Source organism: Streptomyces sp. AHU1 (assembly GCF_045343905.1).
GTDB lineage: Bacteria > Actinomycetota > Actinomycetes > Streptomycetales > Streptomycetaceae > Streptomyces > Streptomyces triticiradicis.
The window spans coordinates 1,375,168-1,397,190 of the sequence record NZ_CP174283.1 but is presented as its reverse complement, the minus strand read 5'-3'; the positions used below and the strand labels follow the sequence as shown (position 1 = coordinate 1,397,190).

Sequence of the window (22,023 nt, the reverse complement as noted above, 5' to 3'; positions counted from 1 at the left end):
CCATGCTTCGCCTCTTGATTTAAGGAGTGAACTAATGGGGTGTCAATACTCTGGTACGGACCAGCGGTCGAGACGCGGAATCAGGCGCGAAGACGCTTCCTGGGGTGCACGGCACGGCCGAGCCGCCGTCCCAGCAGCAGGTAACCCACCAGCGCGCCGGCCGTGTTGAGGATGACGTCGTCGATGTCGAAGGAACGTCCGGTGATGAGGGCTCCCTGGACGAGCTCGACCAGGAACATGACCACCGCGGTGAGCGCGAGGACGCGCAGGATCCCGCGGGTCTTCGGGAACACCACCGGCAGCAGCACACCGAAGGGGACCCCGAGCAGCAGGTTGCCGCCGATCTGCTTGACGGCGTCGCGCAGTTCGGGCTGGTCGAGATAGGCCCGCAGGGAGGCCCCGGGGTGAAGATTGTTGTGGATCAGCTCCGTGGACGCGGGCGAGGGCTCCAGCGTCAGCCGGGCCAGCACGACCGCGAACGCCACCATGGCCGTGAACGCGACCAGCATGGCCAGCACCCGGAAGGGCAGCGCCAGGGCTCCGGTCTCCCGTGCCGGTTCCCGCTCCGTCGTCCGTCCCGGAGTCCTGCGGCCGAAGAACGACCGCGACTTCCCCGGCTCGCTCCGCTCCGCCCTCGGCTCCGACCTGTTCCGCGCGGTCGTGTCCCGCCCGGCTTTCCTGCGGTCCGGTTCCGGTTCCGGCTTCGGTGCCGGTTTCCGGACGGCCTTCGCGGCGCGGGCGCGCAACGCGGTGCGGACCATGAGACCCTCCCCTTTTCAACTGCCCTCTGGTGCAGCCCGCTTACCCCCGGCGGGGCCGAGAATGCCCGGGGTTCCGGCGCGGGGGAAGACTTTGCGACACGGGGAGGCCGTGCGGCGCGCGTCCCGGCAGGGACCCGCGCCGCACGGCCCTCCCCGGCGCCGGCGGCGCCGCCCGGACTCAGGCGCCGTAGGTGACCGTCACCTCCGTGAAGCCGAGGGAGCGCAGCAGGCCCTGGAGCATGGCGGTGGTGTTCTCCTCGGCCCGCGCGGTGAGGCGGCTGTCCTGTGCGGCCTTGCCGATGTGCTTGGCCGCGAGCCGCTGCACGGCCCGCTCGTCGTTCGGGTTGTCCGAGAAGACGTCACCGAGCCGGTCGAGGAGACCGCGCTGTTTCGAGACGGCATAGGAGTGGTCGGGGTCGAGGGCGGGTTTGCCCAGTGCCGCGTGCGGCAGACGGAGCGTGGCCGACGTGCGGTCGTCGTCGACCGTCACGTCCTTCCGGCCGATGCGTCCGAGATCGACGTAGGCGTCGACGGTGCCGGCTCCCACGTACAGCGTGCGGGTGCCGCGGATCGCGTCGGGCAGGTACTTCGCGTCCTTCTCCAGGTCCACGACCACCTGGAAGTTGCCCGACGCGGCGTCGTAACGGCTCATGTCCTGGATGGACTTGAGCAGCGCGGGGCCCGAGTTGTCGTGGGTCTCCGTGCCGAACACATCGCGCAGCCCCGGCAGCACGGCCAGCCGCAGCCCGGCGAAGAGCACCACGAGCACCAGCACGAAGGCGGAGACGACCTTCGCCCAGCCGGGCATGCGTTTGATGGACGTCGTCATGTCGACGGTCCTCCTTTCGACTGTCCGTCTACCCCCCAAGTCCCTTGGCAGACCGCCAGGTCGGCGCGCGGGTTCCGGCGCCGGGAGCCCGCGGTGCCGGCCCTTTCGGGGCCGGGGCGGGGCTGCCGGGCACCCGGGGTGCCGGTCCCCGGCCGTCGTGCCCGGTGCGCCGGGGCCGGGTCCTCGGGGAGGGGCGATCCGGTACGGCCCGTCGCCGGGTGTCCGCGGGGCCGGACCGGCACCCCGCGAGCGGATCCGCAACCGGAAATCCCCCGGTCGTAGGCCTGAAGGGGGCCCAGTAGCATGAGGTGCGAGCTCCGGGCCGATCTTGCGCCCGGCGGACGCGAGATCCGGTTCGATCATGCGAGGAGCGGACGTGCGTGACATCGCCGTGTTCAGCGGTAGTGCCCATCCCGAGCTCGCGGCCGAGCTCTGCGCGCACCTCGGTGTGCCGCTCAGCCCGACCCGGGTCAGCCGGTTCGCCAACGACTGCCTGGAGGTCCAGCTCCAGGCCAACTGCCGCGAACGTGATGTCTTCCTGGTGCAGCCGCTCGTCGCTCCGGTGCAGGAGCACCTGGTCGAACTGCTGATGATGTGCGACGCGGCACGCGGCGCCTCCGCCGGACGGATCACCGTGGTCATGCCGCATTATTCGTACGCACGTTCGGACAAGAAGGACATGCCGCGGATCTCCCTGGGCGGCCGGCTCGTGGCGGATCTGCTGGTGGCGGCCGGCGCGAGCCGTGTCCTCGCGATGACCCTGCACTCCCCGCAGGTGCACGGCTTCTTCTCGGTGCCCGTCGACCACCTGCACGCCCTGCGGGAGCTGGCCGCGCACTTCCGGGGCAACGACCTGACGCGCACGACGGTGGTCTCGCCCGACCTCGGCAACGCCAAGGAGGCCGCCGCGTTCGCGCGGCTGATCGGCGCCCAGGTAGCCGCCGGCGCCAAGCAGCGGTTCGCCGACGACCGGGTGAGCATCAACTCGGTCATCGGCGAGATCTCCGGACGCGATGTCATCGTGCTCGACGACGAGATAGCCAAGGGCAGCACGGTCCTCGAACTCCTGGACCGGCTGCGTGAGCTGGGTCCGAAGTCGATCCGGATCGCCTGCACCCACGGCCTGTTCGCGGCGGGCGCGCTCAAGCGCCTCGGCGAACAGCCCGACGTACTGGAGATCGTCTGCACGAACACCGTGCCGGTCCCGGACGAGGAGTACACCGAGAAGCTGACCGTCCTGTCCATCGCCCCGGCGCTCGCCGAGGCGGTGCGGCGCATTCACAACGGTGAGTCCGTCAGCGCCCTGTTCGACGCGCCCCGCAGCCAATAGACAGGAGGGAGCGGAACTTCCCTCCCCGTCGCCCGGTCACCAGGAGCGGCTGCCGTGCCCGGCGGGAAGCCGCGGAGCAACGCTCGGCGTCACCCAGGTGATCAGGAGGGCTCGCAGTGGCCAAGGCGAAATTCGAGCGGACCAAGCCGCACGTGAACATCGGCACCATCGGGCACATCGACCACGGCAAGACGACACTGACGGCGGCCGTCACCAAGGTGCTGCACGACCGCTTCCCCGATCTGAACCCGTTCACCCCGTTCGACCAGATCGACAAGGCGCCCGAGGAGCGGCAGCGCGGAATCACGATCTCCATCGCCCACGTCGAGTACCAGACGGAGAACCGGCACTACGCGCACGTGGACTGCCCGGGACACGCGGACTACATCAAGAACATGATCACGGGGGCCGCGCAGATGGACGGCGCGATCCTCGTCGTCGCCGCGACCGACGGCCCGATGCCGCAGACGAAGGAGCACGTCCTGCTGGCCCGGCAGGTCGGTGTCCCGTACATCGTGGTGGCGCTCAACAAGACCGACATGGTGGACGACGAGGAGATCCTGGAACTCGTCGAGCTCGAAGTGCGTGAACTGCTCAGCGAGTACGAGTTCCCCGGTGACGACGTCCCGGTCGTCCGGGTCTCCGCGCTGAAGGCGCTGGAGGGCGATCCGGAGTGGAGCGCGACGATCCTCGAACTCCTCGCGGCCGTCGACGCGTTCGTGCCGGAACCGGTGCGTGACGTGGACCGGCCCTTCCTGCTGCCGATCGAGGACGTCTTCACCATCACCGGCCGGGGCACGGTCGTCACCGGCCGGATCGAACGCGGGGTCCTGAAGGTGAACAGCGAGGTCGAGATCATCGGCATCCACGAGCGGAGGACGCGGACCACCGTCACCGGCGTCGAGATGTTCCGCAAGCTCCTCGACGAGGGCCGGGCGGGCGAGAACGTCGGGCTGCTGCTGCGCGGGGTGAAGCGCGAGGACGTCGAGCGGGGGCAGGTCGTCATCAAGCCGGGGTCGGTGACCCCGCACACCCGGTTCGAGGCGCGCGCCTACATCCTCTCCAAGGACGAGGGCGGCCGGCACACGCCCTTCTTCGACAACTACCGCCCGCAGTTCTACTTCCGCACGACGGACGTGACCGGAGTCGTGACCCTGCCCCGGGGGACGGAGATGGTCATGCCGGGTGACAACACCACCATGGAGGTGCAGCTGATCCAGCCGATCGCGATGGAGGAAGGGCTGAAGTTCGCCATCCGTGAGGGCGGCCGGACGGTCGGTGCCGGACAGGTGACGAGGATCCGGGAGTAGAGCGCGGGCCCCGGGGGCCGCTCAGGACAGGTCCTGTGCGGCCCCCGGGCGGCTCAGCGCCTCCTCCGGCGAGGCCGAGGGAGGCAGGATCCGTGAGAGCCCGGTCAGCCGGAACATGCGGAGCGTCAGCGGGTGGACGCAGACCAGGTGCAGCCGGCCGCCCCGGTCGAGGACGCGGCGCCTGGCGCGGTACAGCAGCCGCAGGCCCGAGCAGTCGAAGAACTCGACGCGCCGCAGGTCGATCACGACCTGCGGCGCGGGGCCCGAGGTCACCGCGTCCAGGAGCGGGCCGATCTCCGTCGCGGTGAGCAGGTCGATCTCCCCGTGCAGCTCCAGCACCACATGACCGTGGTCGTGGCGGATCCGCAGATGCCTGGTGCACGGCGCGAAGTCGCTCGCCACGCGGACATCACCTCCAGCCGGCTGTCGGCCCGCTCTTGACGGCGGGATGGCAGGCTCACCGGAGGCCGGGGCGACGACACGTCAAGCGATCACTGGACACGACCCGGACGCCGGTTCGATGCAAAACCGTTTTCTGCTCTGCAAGTTACCCTCGTTGAGGTGAATTCCAGCATGTTCGATTGACATATGTCTTCGCTGTGTGTGGCGAGTTGGCCAATTGTGCGCGGCCGGGCCCTCTTTCCGTCGTCAGTCGACCACCAGCACGAGCTTCCCCGTGGTCCGGCCCGTGTCGCCCAGGGCGTGCGCCTTGGCGGCGTCGGCCAGCGGGAAGGTCTCGGCGACCGTGGCGCGCAACGCGCCCTTCTCGACGAGACCGGCGACCGCCCTCATGCCCGCCTGGTCGGCGTCGACGAGCATCCGCACTGCCCGGACCCCGAGCCGCTCGGCCTCCTCGTAGAACTCGTCGGGCCCGACCGGCAGGATCGAGACGACCACGCCGCCCGGGCGCAGCACGCGCAGTGAGCGCAGTCCCGTCTCGCCGCCGATCGTGTCCAGGACGACATCGACGTCACGCACGGCCTCGGCGAAGTCGACGGAGGTGTAGTCGACCGGCTCGTCCACGCCGATGGACCGCAGGAAGTCGTGCTTGCCCGCGCTCGCGGTGCCGATCACGTGCGCGCCGAGGGACTTCGCGATCTGCACGGCCACATGGCCGACCCCGCCGGCCGCCGCGTGGATCAGTACCCGCTGCCCCGGCCGCACGTCGGCCCGCTCGGTCAGTGCCTGCCAGGCGGTCAGGGAGACCAGCGGGAGGGCCGCGGCCTGCGTGTGGTCGATCACCGACGGCTTGTGGGTGAAGGCGCGGGCCGGACCGGTCACGTACTCGGCGTGCGAGCCGTGGCCGTAGGGGTAGGGCAGCATGCCGAAGACCTCGTCCCCGGGCCGGAAGGCGGCGACGCCGATCCCGGTCGCCTCGACCACGCCGGAGACGTCCCAGCCGAGGACGAAGGGCGGCTTGCCGAGGAACCCGCCGGTCGCGCGGTGCTTCCAGTCGGTCGGGTTGACGCCCGCGGCCCGTACCCGGACCAGGATCTCGTTCGGCCGCGGCGAGGGCCGCTCCAGGGTGACTTCCTCGAGGACCTCGGGGCCGCCGAGGACGGTCTGGTTGATGGCTCGCATCGTGTTCACAGTGCTCATGGTGACCAGCCTGCCGGGGAGAATCCCAACGGGAAATGGCAGAATTGCCAATATCCGATAAGATCGTGCCATGGAGCAGAGGCAGGAACAGAGGCAGAAGCAGGAGCGGGCGGAACGAGTCGCGGTCCTGGCACTCGACGGCGTCTACCCCTTCGAGCTGGGCATGCCCAGCCGGATCCTCGGCGCGGCGGACGGCCACTACGAGGTGGTGACCTGCACCGTCGACGGAGGGCCGGTCGCCACCGCCGCCGACTTCTCCGTCACCGTCGACCACGGTCCCGAGGTCCTGCGCACGGCGGACACGGTGGTGATCGCGGCCGTCACCCCGTCCCGCATCGCCGCCTCCCTCACCGACGAGACGGCCGCCGTCCTCGCGCTCATCCGCCCCGGCACCCGTGTCGTCTCCATCTGCACGGGCGCGTTCGTGCTGGCCGCCGCGGGTCTGCTGGACGGACGGCGGGCGACCACGCACTGGTGCGTGACCGACGAGTTCCGGCGCATGTTCCCGCGGGTCGACCTGGACCCGGACGTCCTGTTCGTCGACGACGGAGACGTCCTCACCTCGGCCGGAGCCGCGTCCGGCATCGACATCTGCCTGCACCTCATCCGCCGCGACCACGGCAGCGAACTGGCCAACAAGGTGGCCCGGCGCTGTGTGGTCCCGCCGCTGCGCGAGGGCGGCCAGGCCCAGTTCATCGAGCAGCCCGTCCCGGAACCCTCGACGGCGAGCACCGCCGCCACCCGCGACTGGGCGCTGGCGCGTCTGGGGGACCCGCTGACCCTGAACGATCTCGCCGCCCACGCGGGAATGAGCCTGCGCACCTTCGCCCGCCGCTTCAACGACGAGGTGGGCCTCAGTCCCGGCCGCTGGCTCATCCAGCAGCGGGTCTCCCGGGCCCGCCACCTGCTGGAGGCCAGCGACCTGCCGGTGGACAGGATCGCGGGCGAGGTCGGCTTCGCGACGGGTGCCTCGCTGCGCCAGCACCTGCACGCGACGATCGGCGTCTCGCCGCAGGCGTACCGGCGTACGTTCCAGGCCGCGCGCTGACCACCGAACGATCTCCCCCGCCCGCGCGTCACAGGAGGGCGAACGGAAGCCGGGCGGAAGCCGGAGGGGCAGGGGTGGGCATGCGCAAGGGGATCGTGGCCGCGGTGGTGCTGGTGGGGCTCGCGGCGGTGGGGTGCGGCGGGGGCGGGCACGACGCCCTGGTGGTGACCGGCACCGTGCCCGCCACCCCGTACGCCGGACCGCTGGACCTTCCGTACGGGACGGGGGACGACGGGGACGCGCGGGAGAGTTCGGGCGCGGCGGGCCGTGCGCTGGAGTGCGACGGCGCGATCCGCGCGGGCGACGCGGGCGACTCGTGGAGCAAGGGTGACGGCGGTTCGACGCCCGAGGAGGGGCTGGAGGCGTACTTCGACATCTACCAGCCCGAACTGCCGGAACAGGGCTACCGGGTGGAGCGCACCCAGGGGGACCGTGTCCTCTTCTCGTACGACGTCGGCGGCCGCACCAAGGTCGCCGTGGTCGTCGCCAGGGACCAGCCGCGGCGCCCGGGCTGGGGGCCGGAGACCAGCGCGTCCTGCGACCCGTCCGAGTTCCCGGCGAGCTGGACGAAGGCGCACGGGTACGAGATCTGGACGGACCGGTACGGCCACCGGGTGCCGACCACCGAGGTGTCCAGCACGGCCGGTTTCGAGCACTGCGACTGGCAGAGCGCGCACTTCCTCGATCTGGGCGAACACGGCCGGCAGTACGTGCGCGATCCGCGCGGGATCTTCTCGCTCGACGTGCTCACCGCCGCGTACGACGGCGACGTCCGCATGCCGACGGACGCGCGGGACACCGGCTACCGCTACGGCGACCGGCGGCTGTGGCTGACGCCGGACAGGAGGACGGCGTACGTGAAGACCTCCGACGGGGTGGAGGCCTGGCCGGCGGCGAAGCCGGGCCGCATCGGCTGCAAGTGAGGTGCCGGCGGGGCCCGACGTGTCACCGGCTCATGTGCAGGGCGACGAGGAGCTGCCAGACCTCGTCCGCGACGGTGTCCGGGGTGCCCTCCAGCAGACCGTGCAGCCAGTCGCCGAGGACGCCCGCGAAGGTGGCGGCCACCGCGGAGGCGACGAGGGGGGCGTCCGGCGCACCGGCGAGGGTGCGTTCGGCCAGGCTGCGGGCCCGCAGGTCGCGGTGGAGCACGAGCCCCAGCGGGCCGCCGCCGCCCGGACTCAGCAGGCTCCGGTAGAGACCGGCGTGCGGGGCGAGTCCGGTGAAGAAGGCACGCAGCGCGGGGGGAGCGGACACCGGATCGGGCCGTCCTCGCCAGGCGTGCAGCGCCTCCACGGCCTCCCGTACGACATCGGCGCACGCGTCGACCGCCAGCGCCTCCAGATCGGCGTAGTGCACGTAGAAGGTGGCCCGGCCGACCCCGGCCCGCCGCACCAGCGCGGCGACGCCGGTCTCCTCCAGCGGGTGTTCGGCGCACTCCTCCAGCAGGGCCTGCCGCAGCTTCGCGCGGGTCCGGGCGGCGCGCGGGTCGTCGGGGGTCATCCGGCGAGCAGGACGGCGGCCAGGGCGAGCGCTCCCGGCAGCGCCTGCGCGAAGAGGATGCGGCGGTTCGCGGTGACCGATCCGTACACACCCGCGACCACGACGCAGCACAGGAAGAAGACCTGCGCGTCATGGCCGGTCGGGTCCGCCGCGATCAGCCCCCACACCAGGCCCGCGGCCAGGAACCCGTTGTAGAGCCCCTGGTTCGCGGCGAGCGGCGCGGTCGCCCGGGCCATCGGCGCGTCGAACCCGTGGAGCCCCCGCCCCGGCTTCCTCTCCCACAGGAACATCTCCAGCACCAGGATGTACGCGTGCAGCGCGGCCACCAGGCCCACCAGCACGTTCGCGGCCGTCTCCATCGTCGGTGGACTCCGATACGCCTCGGGACTTCATGGACAGGTGCCCATCGATTTCATGGACAGGTGTCCACTATAGCTGGACGAGTGTCCATGAAGTCCCGGGGCCGGTCCGGTCAGGCGTCCGGCGCCGCGTACACGCGCTCCCCTCCGACGTAGGTGAGCGCGACCCGGGTCTCCTTGATCGCCTCCGGCGGTCCCGCGAACGGGTCACGGTCCAGCACGACGAGATCCGCGAGGGCGCCCACCCGTACGGTCCCGGTGTCGTCGAGGTGGTTCACGTACGCCGATCCCGCGGTGTACGCCGTCAACGCGGCGGTCAGGCCGACGCGTTCGGCCGGCAGGAACACCGGCCCCCGCTCGTCCGGGCTCACCCGGTTGACCGCGACGTGGATGCCCTGGATCGGGTCCGGGCTGCTGACCGGCCAGTCGCTGCCGGCCGCCAGCCGTGCGCCGGAGCGCAGCAGTGACCCGAACGGGTACTGCCGGGCCGAGCGTTCGGGTCCGAGGAACGGGATGGTCAGCTCGTCCATCTGCGGTTCGTGGGCGGCCCACAGCGGCTGGATGTTCGCCGTGGCGCCGAGCGCCGCGAAGCGGGGGACGTCGTCGGGGTGCACGACCTGGAGGTGCGCCAGATGCGGACGGGTGTCGCTCGGCCCGTTCGCCTTCCGCGCCGCCTCCACGGCGTCCAGGGCGTGGCGTACGGCGCCGTCGCCCAGTGCGTGGAAGTGGCACTGGAACCCGAGCGCGTCCAACTCGGCCACGTACGCGGGCAGACGGTCCGGATCGATGAAGCTCTTGCCCCGGTTCGACGTGGCGCAGCCGCACTTGTCGAGGTAGGGGTCGAGCAGTGCGGCGGTGCCGTTCTCCGCGACCCCGTCCAGCATCAGCTTGACGCTGGTCGCCCGGAACCTGCCGTGCTCCAATGCGGCCCGCCGCTCGACGAGTTCGGGGATCTGCTCGGCACCGCGCGCCCGGTCCCACCACAGGGCGCCGACCACCCGCGCGGTCAGCGAACCGTCCCGGGCCGCCGTCGTGTACGCCTCGGAGGGATCCTCCATGCTCGCGAAGGTGCCGACGATCGCGTCCTGCCAGGCGGTGATGCCCAGCGCGTGCAGATGGCGCTGGGCGCGCAACAGCGCGGCGAGCCGGTCCGCGGCGGTGGCCGGGGGAGTGAGCCGGCCGACCGCCTGCATGGCCCCTTCCTGCAGCATGCCGGTGGGCTCGCCCGACGCGTCCCGCTCGAAGCGCCCGTCGGCGGGATCGGGCGTGTCCCTGGTGACACCGGCGAGTTCGAGGGCCCGGCTGTTGGCCCAGGCGCCGTGGTGGTCCCGGTTGGGCAGGTACACCGGCCGGTCCGGTACGACCGCGTCCAGGAGCTCCTTGGTCGGCGTACCGCCCGCGAAGGCCTCCATGGACCAGCCGCCGCCGGTGATCCACTCCCGCTCGGGGTGGGCCTCGGCGTACGCGCGGACGGCGGCGAGGGTCTCCTCGGCGGTCCGCGCGCCGGTGAGATCGCACTGGGAGAGTTCCAGGCCCGCGGGCAGCGGGTGGACGTGCGCGTCCTGGAACCCGGGCAGCAGCAGCCGTCCGGCCAGGTCGACGACCTCGGTGCGGGGGCCGGCCAGTTCATGGACCTCGGCGCCGCCGACGGCGGTGATCCGGTCGCCGGTGACGGCCACCGCGGTCGCGGCGCGGCCCTCGGGGGTGAACACCGGGCCGCCGGTGAGGAGAAGGTCAGCGTGCATGGTTCCGTTTCCTTGTCCGGGCGCCGGAGGCGCTCAGTCGGTGATGGCCAGGAGTTCGGGCGCGTCGGCGTCGGTGCCCCGTCCGGTGGTGAAGTACGCGGACCTGCGGCCCCACTTGGCCCACGCTCCGGCCACGAAGCCCGAGGCGATCATGACGGTCGGCGTGAGCAGCAGGAACCAGCCGTTGTCCGCGCTGACCTCGAGATGGTCGGCCGAGTCGTAGAAGGACCAGGCGAGATAGCCGCCGAGGCCGAGCAGCGCCACGGCGCTCAGGGCGGGCAGGACGACCGCGCGTATCCCGTCCCACCGGTTCTCGCGCAGCAGTCCGCGGAACCGGGCCGCCGCCGCGAGGGCGGTGAGCGCGTACGACAGGGCCACGACGATCCCGACGGCGTTGACCGTCGCCATGATCATGTCGGCGAGCCGGGGGATCACCGGCGAGAGCGCCGCCACGGCCACCGCCATCGCGCCGATGAGCAGCGTGCCGGCCGCCGGAGTCCCGTACCGGGCGCTGACCCTCGACCACACGGGTCCGAGCGTACGGTCCCGGCTCATCGCGAACATCCCGCGCGCCGTCGGGATCACCCCGGCCTGCAGCGAGGCGACCGCCGAGAACATCAGCGCCACCAGGGGCAGCGCGGCCAGCGGCTGGTCGGCGAGCCGGTTCCCGAGGAAGGCCAGCCCCTCGGCGCCGTGCCCGGCCAGCTCGTCCTGCGACAGCACCCGCTGGAAGGCCACCGAACCGAGCAGGAACAGCCCCAGCATCGTCACCAGCGTGATGGTCCCGGCCCGCGAGGCGTCCCGCGGATCGCGCACCTCCTCGTTCACGGTGAACGCCGCCTCGAAGCCCCAGTAACAGAAGACCGACAGCAGCAGCCCCTGCGCCAGCGCGGTCGCCGACGGGATCTGGAAGGGGTCGAACCAGCTCAGGCTGAAGGGGTGCGGACCGCTCACGATGCCGTACCCGCAAAAGCCCAGCAGGACGACGTACTCGAAGACCAGCAGCCCGGTCTGGAGCCGCGCGGCCGTCCTGACGCCGGTCACCGCCGTGAGGGTGACGGCGACGAGGACCAGCACGCCCACGGCCGTGGTCTGGGCGGTCGAACCCGGATCCAGCGCCAGCCCCGCCACCTCGTGCAGGCCCGCCTGCCCGGCGAGCTGGATCATCGCCGAACCGGTCACCGCCGTGGTGTACGCGAGGAAGGCCACCGTGGCCACGATGCTCACCCAGCCGACCAGGAAACCGAGCCAGGGACTGAGCGAACGGCCCACCCACACGTAGCCGTTGCCCGCGTTCGGCTCGACCTTGTTCAGCCGGGAGAACGCGCCCGCGATCCCGAGGACCGGCACGAAGGCCAGCAGCATGATCGCGGGCAGGTGCAGCCCGACCACCCCCGCCGTCACCCCGAGGCCGATCCCGATGCTGGTCGTCGCCGCCGTGCTGGAGGCGGCGATGGCGACGCCGTCCAGAACACCGAGCGTCCTGCGCAAGGACGGGGGATCCACACCGTACGACTTCTGCGTCATGGCCTGCTCCGATCGCACCCGGGGCCTGGTTCCGGCCCGATGACCGGAAATGAAACTGCCGGGGGCCTTAACAGGTCAACGCCGTTGACATAAGGTGCCCGCACCGGAGGGGGACCGCCCCGGAGGGAGCCACCATGACGTCCACGAACGACCGCGTCGTCCCGCCCGCCGCCCGGCGGCGCCGACGCCCCACCAAGACCGGCGTCGTCCTCTCCGGGGAACTGATCGTCGAGACCGCGCTGCGCCTGATCGAGGAGCACGGCGCCGACGCCCTCACCGTCCGCCGCCTCGGCCTCGCCCTCGGCGCCGACCCCAGCGCCCTGTACCGGTACTTCCGCGACACCGACGATCTGCTGCTCGCCGTCGCCGACGAGCTGATCGGCCGGACCCTGCGCGACTGGCGCCCCACGGGGGACTGGCGCGCCGACCTCCGGGACCTCGGCCTGCGCGTGCACTCCGGGTCCCTCGCCCATCCGCAGGCCGCCGTGCTCAGCTCCTACCGGGTGACCGGCCGGGCCCACGAGATCCAGGCGGTGGAGACGATCCTCGGCGTGCTCCGCGGCGCGGGATTCCCCGACGCCGAGGCCGTACGGATCTACCACGCCTTCGTCGACCAGGCCCTCGCCTTCGCGGCCCTGGACGCGGCGAGCACCGCCCTGCCCCCCGCCGCCCGTGAAGCAGAGGCCGGCGTGTGGCGGGCGACGTACGCCCGGCTGCCCGCCGACAGCCACCCGAACATCGCGGCGACGGCCCGCCACCTCGTGCACGACATGCGGCGCAGCGCCTATCCGACGGCGCTCGACATGCTGCTGGGCGCGGCGGCGGCCCGGCTCGCGGAGATCACCGGGGGCGGGCGCGCGGCCGGAACCGGCCCCGTGCGGGACGGCACGCGGCCGGTGGCCGACTGAAATCCCCGGACGGGGCAACCCGGGACGACGGGGCTTGGCGGCCGGACGCCGCCCCGTCGTCCCGGAACCCCCTCAGGGAGGAAAAATGGCACTGGTCACGGCAGCCGTCGTGGTGCTCGACTGCGCCGAGCCCGAGAAGCTCGCCGCCTTCTACACGGAACTGCTCGACGCGCGGCAGACCGACGCCGGCAGCAACCGCGTCGAGATCAAGGGCGCCGACGGAATGCGGATGGCCTTCCGGCGGGACGTGAACATCACGCCGCCCAGCTGGCCACGTCCCGAGAACGCCTTCCAGGTCCACCTCGACTTCCACGTCGACGACCTCGACGAGGCGGAACTCAAGGTGATCGGCCTGGGCGGGCGCCCGCTCGAGACGAAGGGCGAGCCGGGCCCGCACGAGGAACGCGGCTACGCCGACCCGGCCGGACACTCCTTCACCCTGCGCGCCGCGCGGTCGACAGCCCCGAAGCAGGGCTGACCGGCCGGTCCCTCCCGCGCACGCACGTGCCGCTCAGTCGCGGCCGGACGCGTCGGGGGAGGGCCACACGCCCGTGGACCGTTCGATGGCCTTCGCGCCCGAGCGGTCCACCGCGCTGCGCACGACGGCGAAGATCGCGCCCTGGAGGGCGGCGGCGAACAGCACCTCGCCCCAGCCGCGGTCCCGGTCCAGGGCGTCGGGGGCGTTCTCCTCGTGACGTATCGCCATCCAGGTCTTCTGGAAGGCGAGACCGGCGAGAGCGCCTCCGGCCCAGCTCAGCACGAAGCCGACCGGCTTGTAGGTCAGGGACAGTTTGCGCTTCTTCTGCTTCTTGGACACCGAGGCTCCTTCTCCGCTCCCGAGGCCGCCACGTGTGCCGGCCTCCTGCCACCGGGTACGAGTGCCCTGTACGCGGCCTTCGTACCCGGCCCTGTTTCCCCGGCCGATTCTCCCGGCCCGCCCGGTGTGAGGCGGGGGGCCGGGGGAAACCGGCCGGTGTGAGCGGCGAAGAGACGACAGGACCGGTGGAAGGGACGGGTCGCGCCCCGTCGGGGCGGCGGGGACGGAAGGAGGACGGCGCCGACAGCAGGACCAAGGTCACCGTGATCGTGGCGCTGGGCGCCAATCTGCTGATCGCCGTGGCCAAGGCGGTGGGCGGCCTGATCTCCGGGTCTCCCGCGCTCCTCTCGGAGGCCGCGCACTCCGTGGCGGACAGCATGAACGAGGTGTTCCTGCTGGCGGCGCTGCGCCGCAGCCGCCGCCCCGCCGACCGGCGGCATCCGTTCGGCTACGGCAAGGAACGGTTCTTCTGGTCGCTCCTCGCGGCCGTCGGCATCTTCGTCATGGGCGGCTGCTTCTCCTTCTTCCAGGGCTTCGAGGCGCTCCGCAACGGCGCCGAGGAATCCTTCGGCGGCTACATGACCGGGCTCGCGGTGCTCGTCGTGGCCCTGCTCGCGGAGGGCGCCTCGCTGCTGCGGGCCGTCTTCCAGGTGCGGGGCAAGGCGGGCGACGGCCTGCGCGACCCGGCCCTGCGGACGGTCGTGGCCGAGGACGGCACCGCGGTACTGGGCGTGAGCCTCGCGATCGTCGGCATGGTGCTCCACATGGTCACGGGCCAGGTCGTGTGGGAGGCCTGCGCCTCCTTCGCCATCGGACTGCTGCTCGTGTGCATCGCCTTCTGGCTCGGCAGCGACGCCCGTGAACAGCTCATCGGACGGGCGGTCGACGAGGAGCAGTGCGGCCGGATCCGCGAACTGCTGAAGGCGCAGCCCGAGATCGACAGCGTCGAGGCGCTGCTGACCATGGAGCTCGGCCTCGACTCGACCCTGGTGGCCGCCCGGATCGACCTGGTCCCCGGGCTCGACAGCGAGGAGGTCGAGGAGGTCGCCGTCCGTATCAAGCGCTCGGTCGCCCACGCCTTCCCCGGGGCCGACCAGATCTTCCTCGACGTGACCGACGCCGGAGCGGCGCGAGCCGCCGCGCACCGCGACGGGTGACCCGGCCGTCGCGGCGGGCCCCGCCACAGCGGGAAGCCCCGCCGCGACGGGGGAGCGCGGCGGGGCCTGAGGTACGGGTGCCCGGCGTCCTTCGGTTCATGCACGCCGGTCCGGTGGGAATCCGGGAGTCCCGGCGTGCCGTTCCCCGTGGTGCGCCGGGATCAGCCGGCCGGCTCCAGCACGAAGACGGGGATCACCCGGTCGGTCTTCTCCTGGTAGTCGGCGTACGGGGGGTACGCGGCGACCGCGCGCTCCCACCACTCGGCCTTCTCCGCGCCGGTGATCTCCCGGGCCGTGAACTCCTTGCGCTCGGGCCCGTCCTGGAGCTCGACGTGGGGGTCCGAGGTGACGTTGTGGTACCAGACCGGGTGTCGGGGAGCACCGCCGAGCGAGGCGACCACGGCGTACCGTCCGCCGTGCTCGACGCGCATGAGCGGGGTCTTGCGGATCTTGCCACTCTTCGCGCCGCGTGTCGTGAGGATGATGACGGGCAGACCGGTGTCCATCAGGGTCGTTCCCTCGGTTCCACCGGAACTCTCGTACAACTCCACCTGGTCCCGGACCCACTGGGTGGGGCTCGGCTCGTACTCGCCCTCGAGTGGCATGACTTCCGTCCCGTCGTCGTATCGGACTGGTCGTGTCTCGGGACGATTCAACACCAGCACGGACGTGAATCTTCCGTATCGCGGCCCGCGCGGCCCCCCGCGTCGGGCCGATCCCCCGGTGGGGTGTACGGGGTCCGTCCCGGGCCCGCGCCCCGGTCCTCATGACGAGGACACCAGGACGCGTACGGCCAGCAGCATGATCACGGCGCTCGACACGAGCCCCGTCACCAGCCGCCCCCGGTGCCCCGTCAGGGTCCGGCCGAGCAGGGCGCCGCCCCCGGCGATCAGGAGCTGCCAGCTCGCGGACGCGGCGAACGCGGCGAGGACGAACACCCCCTGCTCCAGCGGGCGGACCGCCTCGGCCGTCCTGCTGCCGAGCACCAGCGCGGCGAAGTAGACGACGGTGGTGGGGTTGAGGAGGGTGATCCCCAGCAGCGCGAGGTAGGCACGGCCGGGGTGGGGCGGGTCCTGCCCGGTCCGTTCGGTGAGCAGGCGCTCGCGGTACTGGCGGACGGCCCCGATCGCACCGCGAACGGCCAGTGCGGCCAGGACCAGCGCGGAGAGCCGGCTCAGCGGGAGCATCACCGGCTGGAGCGCGGCGGCGAGCACCGTACCGCCGAGGGCGGCGGCCAGGGCGTACAGTCCGTCGGCCGTCGCGACACCCAGCGCGGCCGAGGCGCCGATCCGCAGGGACGTACGGGCGGTGAGGGAGACGAGGTAGGTCGCGACCGCTCCGACGGGCATGGCGATGCCGTAGCCCGCGAGAAGCCCCGCGACGAGCGCGGCCGTCACGACCGGGGAAGCTCGGGCCTCCGGGGTCGGCCGGGCTGCTGCTGGACCCGCACCGGACGGACGGTGGCGGAGGTCGGCGGCAGGAAGGCTTCGTTCGTGGACATGGGCAGATGTTCGGGCCGCCGGGAGCGCCCGCGCAACCCTTTTTCGGAAGGGGCGTCCCGGGGACTTCGAGCCAGGAGCGGGCGGGCGGGGCGCCGGCGGGGGCCAGAAGCCCGTGGGAAACGGAACCGCGCCCGCCGCCCTTCGGCCAGATCGTGCGGGCGGCTCATCTGGCCGAACTTCACGTGGCCGTATAGATGCCCGGGGCATCTAATGATGATCGGAAAGAGGGAACCGTCGCTTGCGAGGTCACTCATGACAGAAACCCCCCTGACCCGACCCCCGACAGACCGACCCCCGACAGACCGGCCTCCGACGGGCCGGCCTCCGGCAGACCGGCCTCCGACAGACCGGCCTCCGGTCTCCGGGCCCGCGGAATCCGGGCCGCCGTCGGCCGCCCTTCCGGTCGTTCCGCCGTCCGTCGCTCCGGCCGCCTCTCCGGCCGTCCCCGCGGTCGCCTTTCCGCAGGACCGGACCTGCCCCTACCACCCGCCCGCCGCCTACGCACCGCTGCGCGAGGAGCGCCCGCTCGCACGGATCTCCCTCTTCGACGGGCGTGACGTCTGGGTGGTCACCGGCCACGACGTCGCCCGTGAACTCCTCGCCGACCCGCGGCTGTCCTCGGACCGCACGCTGCCCCCGTTCCCGGCGATCACCGAGCGGTTCGCGGCGACGCGCAACCGCAGGATCGCGCTGCTGGGACTCGACGACCCCGAGCACCACGTCCAACGCCGCATGCTGGTACCGAGTTTCACCCTCAAGCGGATCGCCGCGCTGCGCCCCGGCATCCAGGAGACCGTCGACCGGCTGCTCGACCGCATGGCCCGGAAGGGCCCGCCCGCCGAGCTGGTGAACGACTTCGCGCTCCCCGTGCCCTCCATGGTGATCTGCGCGCTCCTCGGAGTCCCGTACGGTGACCACGACTTCTTCGAGGAGCAGTCCCGTCGGCTGCTGCGGGGTCCGGCCGCCGCCGACACCGAGGACGCGCGCGACCGACTGGACTCCTACTTCGGCTCGTTGATCGACCGCGAGGAGAAGGAGCCCGGGGACGGGCTCCTCGGCGAACTCGTCCGCGACCGGCTGCGCGAGGGAGAGGTGGACCGCGAGGAACTGATCTCGCTGGCGACGATCCTGCTCGTCGCCGGACACGAGACGACGGCGAACATGATCTCGCTGGGCGTGTTCACCCTGCTCCGGCATCCGGAACGGCTCGCGGAACTGCGGGCCGAACCGGCTCTGACGCCCGCCGCCGTGGAGGAGCTGCTGCGGTTCCTGTCCATCGCGGACGGGCTGCTGCGGGTGGCGGTCCAGGACGTCGAGATCGCCGGAACGACGATCCGCGAGGGCGAGGGCGTCGTCTTCTCCACGTCGGTCATCAACCGTGACGAACGGGCCTTCCCCGAGCCCGACGCCCTGGACTGGCGGCGCCCGGCCCGGCACCACGTGGCGTTCGGTTTCGGCATCCACCAGTGTCTCGGCCAGAACCTGGCGCGGGCCGAGATGGAGATCGCGCTGCGCTCGCTCTTCGACCGGTTCCCCGGCCTGCGGCTCGCGGTCCCCGCCGACACCGTGCCGTTCAAGCCCGGAGACACGATCCAGGGGATGCTGGAACTCCCCGTGACCTGGTGAGGGACCGCGCGATCATGGACATCGGCATCACGATCGACAGGGACGTCTGCATCGGCGCGGGTCAGTGCGCCCTCGCCGCTCCGGGGGTGTTCACCCAGGACGACGACGGGTACGGCACGCTGCTGCCGGACCACGCGCGGGGCGGCGACGACCCGATGCCGCGGGTGGCGGCGCGGGCCTGCCCGGTCGGCGCGATCACGGTCACGGAGCGTGCCACGTGACCCTGTGACCAGGCTCTACTTCCCCGCCTCCAGCAGGAGCCGGGCGGCGGAGCGCGCCTGGGCGGCGGGTTCGGCGCTCCCGTCGATGCCCGCCGTGACCATGGCGCCCTCGGCGAGGAGGAACAGCTGGTCGCCGAGCGCGGCGGGCCGCCCCGCCGCGCTCACCAGCCCGGCCAGATACGTCCGGAACGCCGCCTTGTGCGCACGGGTCCGCGCGGCCACCCGCTCCGAGCCGGTGCCGAGTTCGCCGTACGCGTTGATCCACGCGCAGCCGCGGAAGCCGGGCTCGGCGAACCACAGGCCCAGCCAGTCGAAGACGGCCAGGATCCTCCGCTCGGGTTCCCGCCACCTGTCGACGTGCTCGGCCAGCCGTGCCCGCCAGCGGAGGTCGCGCCGCTCCAGGTATGCGTCCACCAGGTGTTCCTTCGCCGGGAAGAGCTGGTAGAGCCGCTTGAGGGAGACCCCCGAGTCGCCGCGGATGTCGTCCATCCCCACGGCCTGGATGCCCCGGCCGTAGAACAGCCGCTCGGCGGCGTCGAGGGCCTGCTCGCGGGCGAGCGCGAGGGCCTGTTCCCGGGTGCGTGAGGGTGCCGCCTGATTCCGGGCGGTCGTGCTGTCCATGCGGCGGGCTCCTTGACCTGAGAACGATCGTTCTCTACTTTAGCGGCCAGAAGCGGAGAACGTGCGTTCTCCATCGCTCCCGCTCGCACCCAGGAGTCACCGTGGCCGACCGTCCGCCCCTGCCCCCCTTCACCCGCGAGACCGCCCTCCAGAAGGTCCAGGCCGCCGAGGACGCCTGGAACACCCGTGACCCGCACAAGGTCTCGCTCGCCTATTCCGAGGACTCGGTCTGGCGTAACCGGGACACCTTCGTCAGGGGCCGCGCGGAGATCGTCGAGTTCCTCACCGGCAAGTGGGCCCGGGAGCACGAGTACGCCCTGCGCAAGGACCTGTGGGCCTTCGACGGCAACCGCATCGCGGTCCGCTTCCAGTACGAGTCACGGGACGCCGACGGCCGGTGGTGGCGCTCGTACGGCAACGAACTCTGGGAGTTCGACGAGCACGGTCTGATGACGAGGCGCGAGGCTTCCATCAACGACGTGCGGATCGAGGAGACGGAGCGCCGGATCCTCGGCCCGCGCCCGGAGTCCGACCGTGGACAGGGCTTCCCGCTCCGATAGCTAGGGTTCGCACGTGAGCGAACCCACTGAACCCGGCGGACCGGGCGGCCCCGGCGAGAAGCCCTTCCTCTACGTCGTCGTCTGCGCGGCGGGCGTCGCCGAGGGCGTCGGCACGCTGATCGCCGCGGCGCAGGAGCGGGGCTGGGAGGTCGGTGTCGTCGCGACCCCCCAGGCCCTCGGCTTCATCGACGCGGCGGCGGTCGAGGAGCGGACCGGCCGCCCGGTCCGCTCCGCCTGGCGGGCCCCGGGCGACCCGCGCCCCTTCCCCGCGCCGGACGCGGTGGCCCTCGCGCCGGCCACCTTCAACACCGTCAACAAGTGGGCGGCCGGGATATCCGACACCCTCGCCCTCGGAACGCTGTGCGAGGCCTACGGACTCGGCGTCCCGATCGCCGCACTGCCTTGCGTGAACGAGGCGTTGGCGGCCCACCCCGCCTACCGCGCCAGTGTCGAGCGCCTCCGCGGAATGGGCGTCCGCTTCGGTGACCCGTACGGCGGCGAGGAACAACAGGCCGGAGGCCGAGGGGATTTCCCCTGGGAACGGGTGCTGGACCTGCTGACACCCGAGGCGTGAGTCCGCTCCTGACCCCCTCCACGACCTCGGCGTGCCCGTCGTCCGGCGTCAAGGGCTCGACGGTGCGCGACTGCCCGCCGGACGAGGGGCCGGTACCGGACCGGGTCAAGGCCTCCGGAAGAGCGTGATCGAGTGGCCGACCTCGTCGATCCGTCTGCTCGTGGCGAGCAGGGCCTTCAGCCGGGTGTCGGCCTTGTCGATCGAGGTGTCGGACACGACGAGCAGTCCGTGCACCCGGTCCGCCGGCACCGTGAGCGGATCGGCCGCGTGGATGCCGTAGGCGGACGGCACGCCGGCGCCCTTGTAGACGAACCACACCTTCTCGTGCGGATAGCGCCCCTCCAGCCGGTCGGCGAGGCGGCCGAGGTCCTGGCCCCAGTCGACGTTCGAGTCGTGCAGACGCAGATAGGTCTTCTCCGGGCCGCCGAACGCCTCGTTCGAGTAGGTCAGGTAGTACGGGTACGTGAGCAGTGAACTGACGGCGACGTACAGGACCAGCGCCGCCGTCACGGCCCCCGCCCACCCCGGCCGGTGCCGCACGGCCCCCGCCCCCGCGGGCCGGCGCCCGCGCACGACGACGACGGCGCAGCCCGCCACGACCGCGAGGAACACCGGCACGAACAGGGCGTAGCGCACGCCGAGATCGCGGGAGCCGGTCATCGCCGAGGCCAGCAGCAGTGCCGGCGGGACGAGGAGGTACGGGACCGCGGGGCGCAGCCGGCGTACGGACAGGAGGGCGGACGAACCGGCCGCCCACAGCGCCGCCATGCCGAGCGGGGTCTTCACCAGCAGCGCGGCCGGCAGGTAGTACCAGAGCGATCCCTCGTAGAGCCGGCCGAAGAGGAAGCCCTGCCAGGTCGCGTTCTCGAAGCCGAACTGGATCCCCATCCCGTCCCGGTAGGGCCGGGGCAGGGGCAGGTGGTCGATGAGCAGCGCGCGCAGTCCGTGCACGGTCGGGAGGTCCGCGGGCGCCGTCCAGCGCAGCCGGGGATCGACGGCCAGATACGTCGCCCACACCACGGCGACGGCCGTGACGGCCATTCCGGCGGCGGCCGCGGCGGCGAGCCCGAGCAGCCGGGCCCTCGCCCGGGTGCCGCTCCCCGGTGCCGTGCCCCGGCCGAAGCCGCCCGCGTGGCAGACCGACACGACCGCGAGGGACAGCACCACCGGAACGGCCGGCAGCATGCTCATCTTCGTCGCCACCGCCGCGCCGAGCGCCGTCGCCGAGAGCGGCAGGTACAGCGACGGCCGTCTCCTGGCCCGCCACACCAGCCACACCGACGTCAGCAGGAAACCCGACGCCGGCACGTCGAACGTGGCCAGCGAGCCGTGCGCGATCACGTCGGGCGAGAACGCGTAGAGCGCGAGGGCCACCAATGCACCGGTACGGCCCGCGAGTTCACGCGCGAACGCGAGGACGACCAGACCGAACAGCAGCGTCAGGACGATCACCGGCAACCGCGCCCACAGCATCACCCGCCAGGGATCGTTGCCGGACTCGTACAGCACGTGCCGTCCGAGTTCCGTCTGGTCGCCCTCGAAGGCGGGGTCGAGGTGCGGGTGCGCGAACAGCAGCCCGGTCGCGACGATCAGCTTGCCCAGCGGCGGATGCTCGGGGTTGTACCGCAGGTCGTGCTGCTGGACGTAGACCGTCGCGGTGCCCACGTACACGGGCTCGTCGATCGTCGGGGTCTGCTCCACGGCCGTGCTGAGCATGGCGACGGCCATCTGGACCAGCAGCAGGACCACGACCACGACGAACACGGCCCGTCCGTGCCGCCGCAGCCGTTCGAGGAGTGTGCGCGGCGGCGTCACCGCGTCGTTCACCGGCACGCGCTCGTCGTGCCTGCCGGCCAGGGATGTCGACATGCCCTTTGTTACGTCCGCTCCGTACGAGCCTGCTCATCGGGCGGCCCACGGATTCGGGTTCGCGCCGAGGCGCCGGCCGGACGATCCGGCCGGCGCCCGGCAGGGGAGTCCCGAGTATGCCCGGTCCTCCGCACGGAGGAATCGCGGGCGGCGGTGTGCG

Annotated in this window: 23 protein-coding genes and 1 pseudogene; 11 read left to right on the top strand and 13 right to left on the bottom strand. The window is 72.2% G+C overall.

The genetic code is table 11. The features are described 5' to 3' along the window. Nucleotides 1–80: 80 nt before the first annotated feature. Together ACICHK_RS06425 and ACICHK_RS06420 are read right to left on the bottom strand one after the other, a co-directional pair. Nucleotides 81–761 (bottom strand): VanZ family protein, encoded by a 681-nt coding sequence (locus tag ACICHK_RS06425; protein WP_151467040.1) that lies wholly within the window; start codon nt 759–761, stop codon nt 81–83. Nucleotides 762–939: 178 nt separating this feature from the next. Beyond that, nucleotides 940–1,590: a DUF4230 domain-containing protein gene (locus tag ACICHK_RS06420; RefSeq protein WP_406836124.1), complete on the bottom strand. Its 651-nt coding sequence runs from the start codon at nt 1,588–1,590 to the stop codon at nt 940–942. Nucleotides 1,591–1,966: 376 nt separating this feature from the next. On the opposite strand from ACICHK_RS06420, the gene ACICHK_RS06415 reads away from it, so the two are divergent. Then, nucleotides 1,967–2,920, top strand: a complete 954-nt coding sequence (locus ACICHK_RS06415) for a ribose-phosphate diphosphokinase (RefSeq protein WP_406836122.1) — start codon at nt 1,967–1,969, stop codon at nt 2,918–2,920. Between the two features lie 116 nt (nt 2,921–3,036). After that, entirely contained in the window at nt 3,037–4,230 is a 1,194-nt protein-coding gene (gene tuf, locus ACICHK_RS06410) for an elongation factor Tu (protein ID WP_151467043.1), read from the top strand. 21 nt (nt 4,231–4,251) lie between these two features. On the opposite strand, the gene ACICHK_RS06405 is transcribed toward tuf, so the two are convergent. Then, entirely contained in the window at nt 4,252–4,632 is a 381-nt protein-coding gene (locus ACICHK_RS06405; protein ID WP_406836121.1) for an anti-sigma factor antagonist, read from the bottom strand. A 246-nt stretch (nt 4,633–4,878) separates the two neighbouring features. Further along, nucleotides 4,879–5,829 (bottom strand): NADP-dependent oxidoreductase, encoded by a 951-nt coding sequence (locus ACICHK_RS06400; protein ID WP_192582211.1) that lies wholly within the window; start codon nt 5,827–5,829, stop codon nt 4,879–4,881. Nucleotides 5,830–5,899: 70 nt separating this feature from the next. Between ACICHK_RS06400 and ACICHK_RS06395 the strand changes: the two genes are divergently transcribed. Together ACICHK_RS06395 and ACICHK_RS06390 are read left to right on the top strand one after the other, a co-directional pair. Next, nucleotides 5,900–6,877, top strand: coding sequence for a GlxA family transcriptional regulator (locus ACICHK_RS06395; protein WP_406836120.1), 978 nt, complete (start codon nt 5,900–5,902; stop codon nt 6,875–6,877). An 80-nt stretch (nt 6,878–6,957) separates the two neighbouring features. Continuing rightward, entirely contained in the window at nt 6,958–7,800 is an 843-nt protein-coding gene (locus ACICHK_RS06390; RefSeq protein ID WP_406836119.1) for a hypothetical protein, read from the top strand. A gap of 22 nt (nt 7,801–7,822) precedes the next feature. Here ACICHK_RS06390 and ACICHK_RS06385 read toward each other — a convergent pair whose 3' ends face one another. The 4 genes from ACICHK_RS06385 to ACICHK_RS06370 form a co-directional block, all read right to left on the bottom strand. Continuing rightward, a complete protein-coding gene (locus tag ACICHK_RS06385) occupies nt 7,823–8,377 on the bottom strand; it encodes a TetR/AcrR family transcriptional regulator (protein ID WP_151467047.1) in 555 nt (184 codons plus the stop codon). Next, the gene (locus tag ACICHK_RS06380; RefSeq protein WP_151467048.1) at nt 8,374–8,736 is read right to left on the bottom strand and encodes a DUF1304 domain-containing protein; all 363 of its coding nucleotides are present in this window, start codon (nt 8,734–8,736) and stop codon (nt 8,374–8,376) included. Before ACICHK_RS06380 ends, ACICHK_RS06385 begins: the two co-directional genes overlap by 4 nt. Before the next feature lie 113 nt (nt 8,737–8,849). Then, nucleotides 8,850–10,481, bottom strand: a complete 1,632-nt coding sequence (locus ACICHK_RS06375) for an amidohydrolase (RefSeq protein ID WP_406836118.1) — start codon at nt 10,479–10,481, stop codon at nt 8,850–8,852. Between the two features lie 33 nt (nt 10,482–10,514). Continuing rightward, a complete protein-coding gene (locus ACICHK_RS06370; RefSeq protein ID WP_406836117.1) occupies nt 10,515–12,008 on the bottom strand; it encodes an APC family permease in 1,494 nt (497 codons plus the stop codon). 134 nt (nt 12,009–12,142) lie between these two features. On the opposite strand from ACICHK_RS06370, the gene ACICHK_RS06365 reads away from it, so the two are divergent. After that, nucleotides 12,143–12,916 carry a TetR/AcrR family transcriptional regulator gene (locus ACICHK_RS06365; protein ID WP_406836116.1) on the top strand — a complete coding sequence of 258 codons (774 nt, stop codon included), beginning with the start codon at nt 12,143–12,145 and terminating at the stop codon, nt 12,914–12,916. Between the two features lie 85 nt (nt 12,917–13,001). After that, nucleotides 13,002–13,394 (top strand): VOC family protein, encoded by a 393-nt coding sequence (locus ACICHK_RS06360; RefSeq protein WP_406836115.1) that lies wholly within the window; start codon nt 13,002–13,004, stop codon nt 13,392–13,394. Between the two features lie 33 nt (nt 13,395–13,427). On the opposite strand, the gene ACICHK_RS06355 is transcribed toward ACICHK_RS06360, so the two are convergent. Further along, nucleotides 13,428–13,733 (bottom strand): DUF4235 domain-containing protein, encoded by a 306-nt coding sequence (locus ACICHK_RS06355; RefSeq protein ID WP_103554058.1) that lies wholly within the window; start codon nt 13,731–13,733, stop codon nt 13,428–13,430. 158 nt (nt 13,734–13,891) lie between these two features. Here ACICHK_RS06355 and ACICHK_RS06350 point away from each other — a divergent pair. Then, nucleotides 13,892–14,960: pseudogene (locus ACICHK_RS06350) on the top strand (cation diffusion facilitator family transporter). 91 nt (nt 14,961–15,051) lie between these two features. Here ACICHK_RS06350 and ACICHK_RS06345 read toward each other — a convergent pair. Continuing rightward, a complete protein-coding gene (locus ACICHK_RS06345; protein ID WP_406836114.1) occupies nt 15,052–15,495 on the bottom strand; it encodes a nitroreductase family deazaflavin-dependent oxidoreductase in 444 nt (147 codons plus the stop codon). A 159-nt stretch (nt 15,496–15,654) separates the two neighbouring features. After that, the gene (locus ACICHK_RS06340) at nt 15,655–16,287 is read right to left on the bottom strand and encodes a LysE family transporter (RefSeq protein WP_192582212.1); all 633 of its coding nucleotides are present in this window, start codon (nt 16,285–16,287) and stop codon (nt 15,655–15,657) included. Between the two features lie 612 nt (nt 16,288–16,899). Here ACICHK_RS06340 and ACICHK_RS06335 point away from each other — a divergent pair. Continuing rightward, the gene (locus tag ACICHK_RS06335) at nt 16,900–18,018 is read left to right on the top strand and encodes a cytochrome P450 (RefSeq protein ID WP_406841171.1); all 1,119 of its coding nucleotides are present in this window, start codon (nt 16,900–16,902) and stop codon (nt 18,016–18,018) included. A 14-nt stretch (nt 18,019–18,032) separates the two neighbouring features. Continuing rightward, nucleotides 18,033–18,239, top strand: coding sequence for a ferredoxin (locus ACICHK_RS06330; protein ID WP_406836113.1), 207 nt, complete (start codon nt 18,033–18,035; stop codon nt 18,237–18,239). Between the two features lie 15 nt (nt 18,240–18,254). Here ACICHK_RS06330 and ACICHK_RS06325 read toward each other — a convergent pair whose 3' ends face one another. Continuing rightward, nucleotides 18,255–18,860: a TetR/AcrR family transcriptional regulator gene (locus tag ACICHK_RS06325; protein ID WP_406836111.1), complete on the bottom strand. Its 606-nt coding sequence runs from the start codon at nt 18,858–18,860 to the stop codon at nt 18,255–18,257. Nucleotides 18,861–18,961: 101 nt separating this feature from the next. On the opposite strand from ACICHK_RS06325, the gene ACICHK_RS06320 reads away from it, so the two are divergent. Both ACICHK_RS06320 and ACICHK_RS06315 read left to right on the top strand, forming a co-directional pair. Beyond that, nucleotides 18,962–19,420, top strand: coding sequence for a nuclear transport factor 2 family protein (locus ACICHK_RS06320; RefSeq protein ID WP_406836110.1), 459 nt, complete (start codon nt 18,962–18,964; stop codon nt 19,418–19,420). A 13-nt stretch (nt 19,421–19,433) separates the two neighbouring features. Beyond that, entirely contained in the window at nt 19,434–19,994 is a 561-nt protein-coding gene (locus ACICHK_RS06315) for a flavoprotein (protein ID WP_406836109.1), read from the top strand. Nucleotides 19,995–20,099: 105 nt separating this feature from the next. Here the strand turns inward: ACICHK_RS06315 and ACICHK_RS06310 are convergent, their stop codons facing one another. Further along, a complete protein-coding gene (locus tag ACICHK_RS06310; RefSeq protein WP_406836108.1) occupies nt 20,100–21,863 on the bottom strand; it encodes an ArnT family glycosyltransferase in 1,764 nt (587 codons plus the stop codon). Nucleotides 21,864–22,023 lie beyond the last annotated feature (160 nt).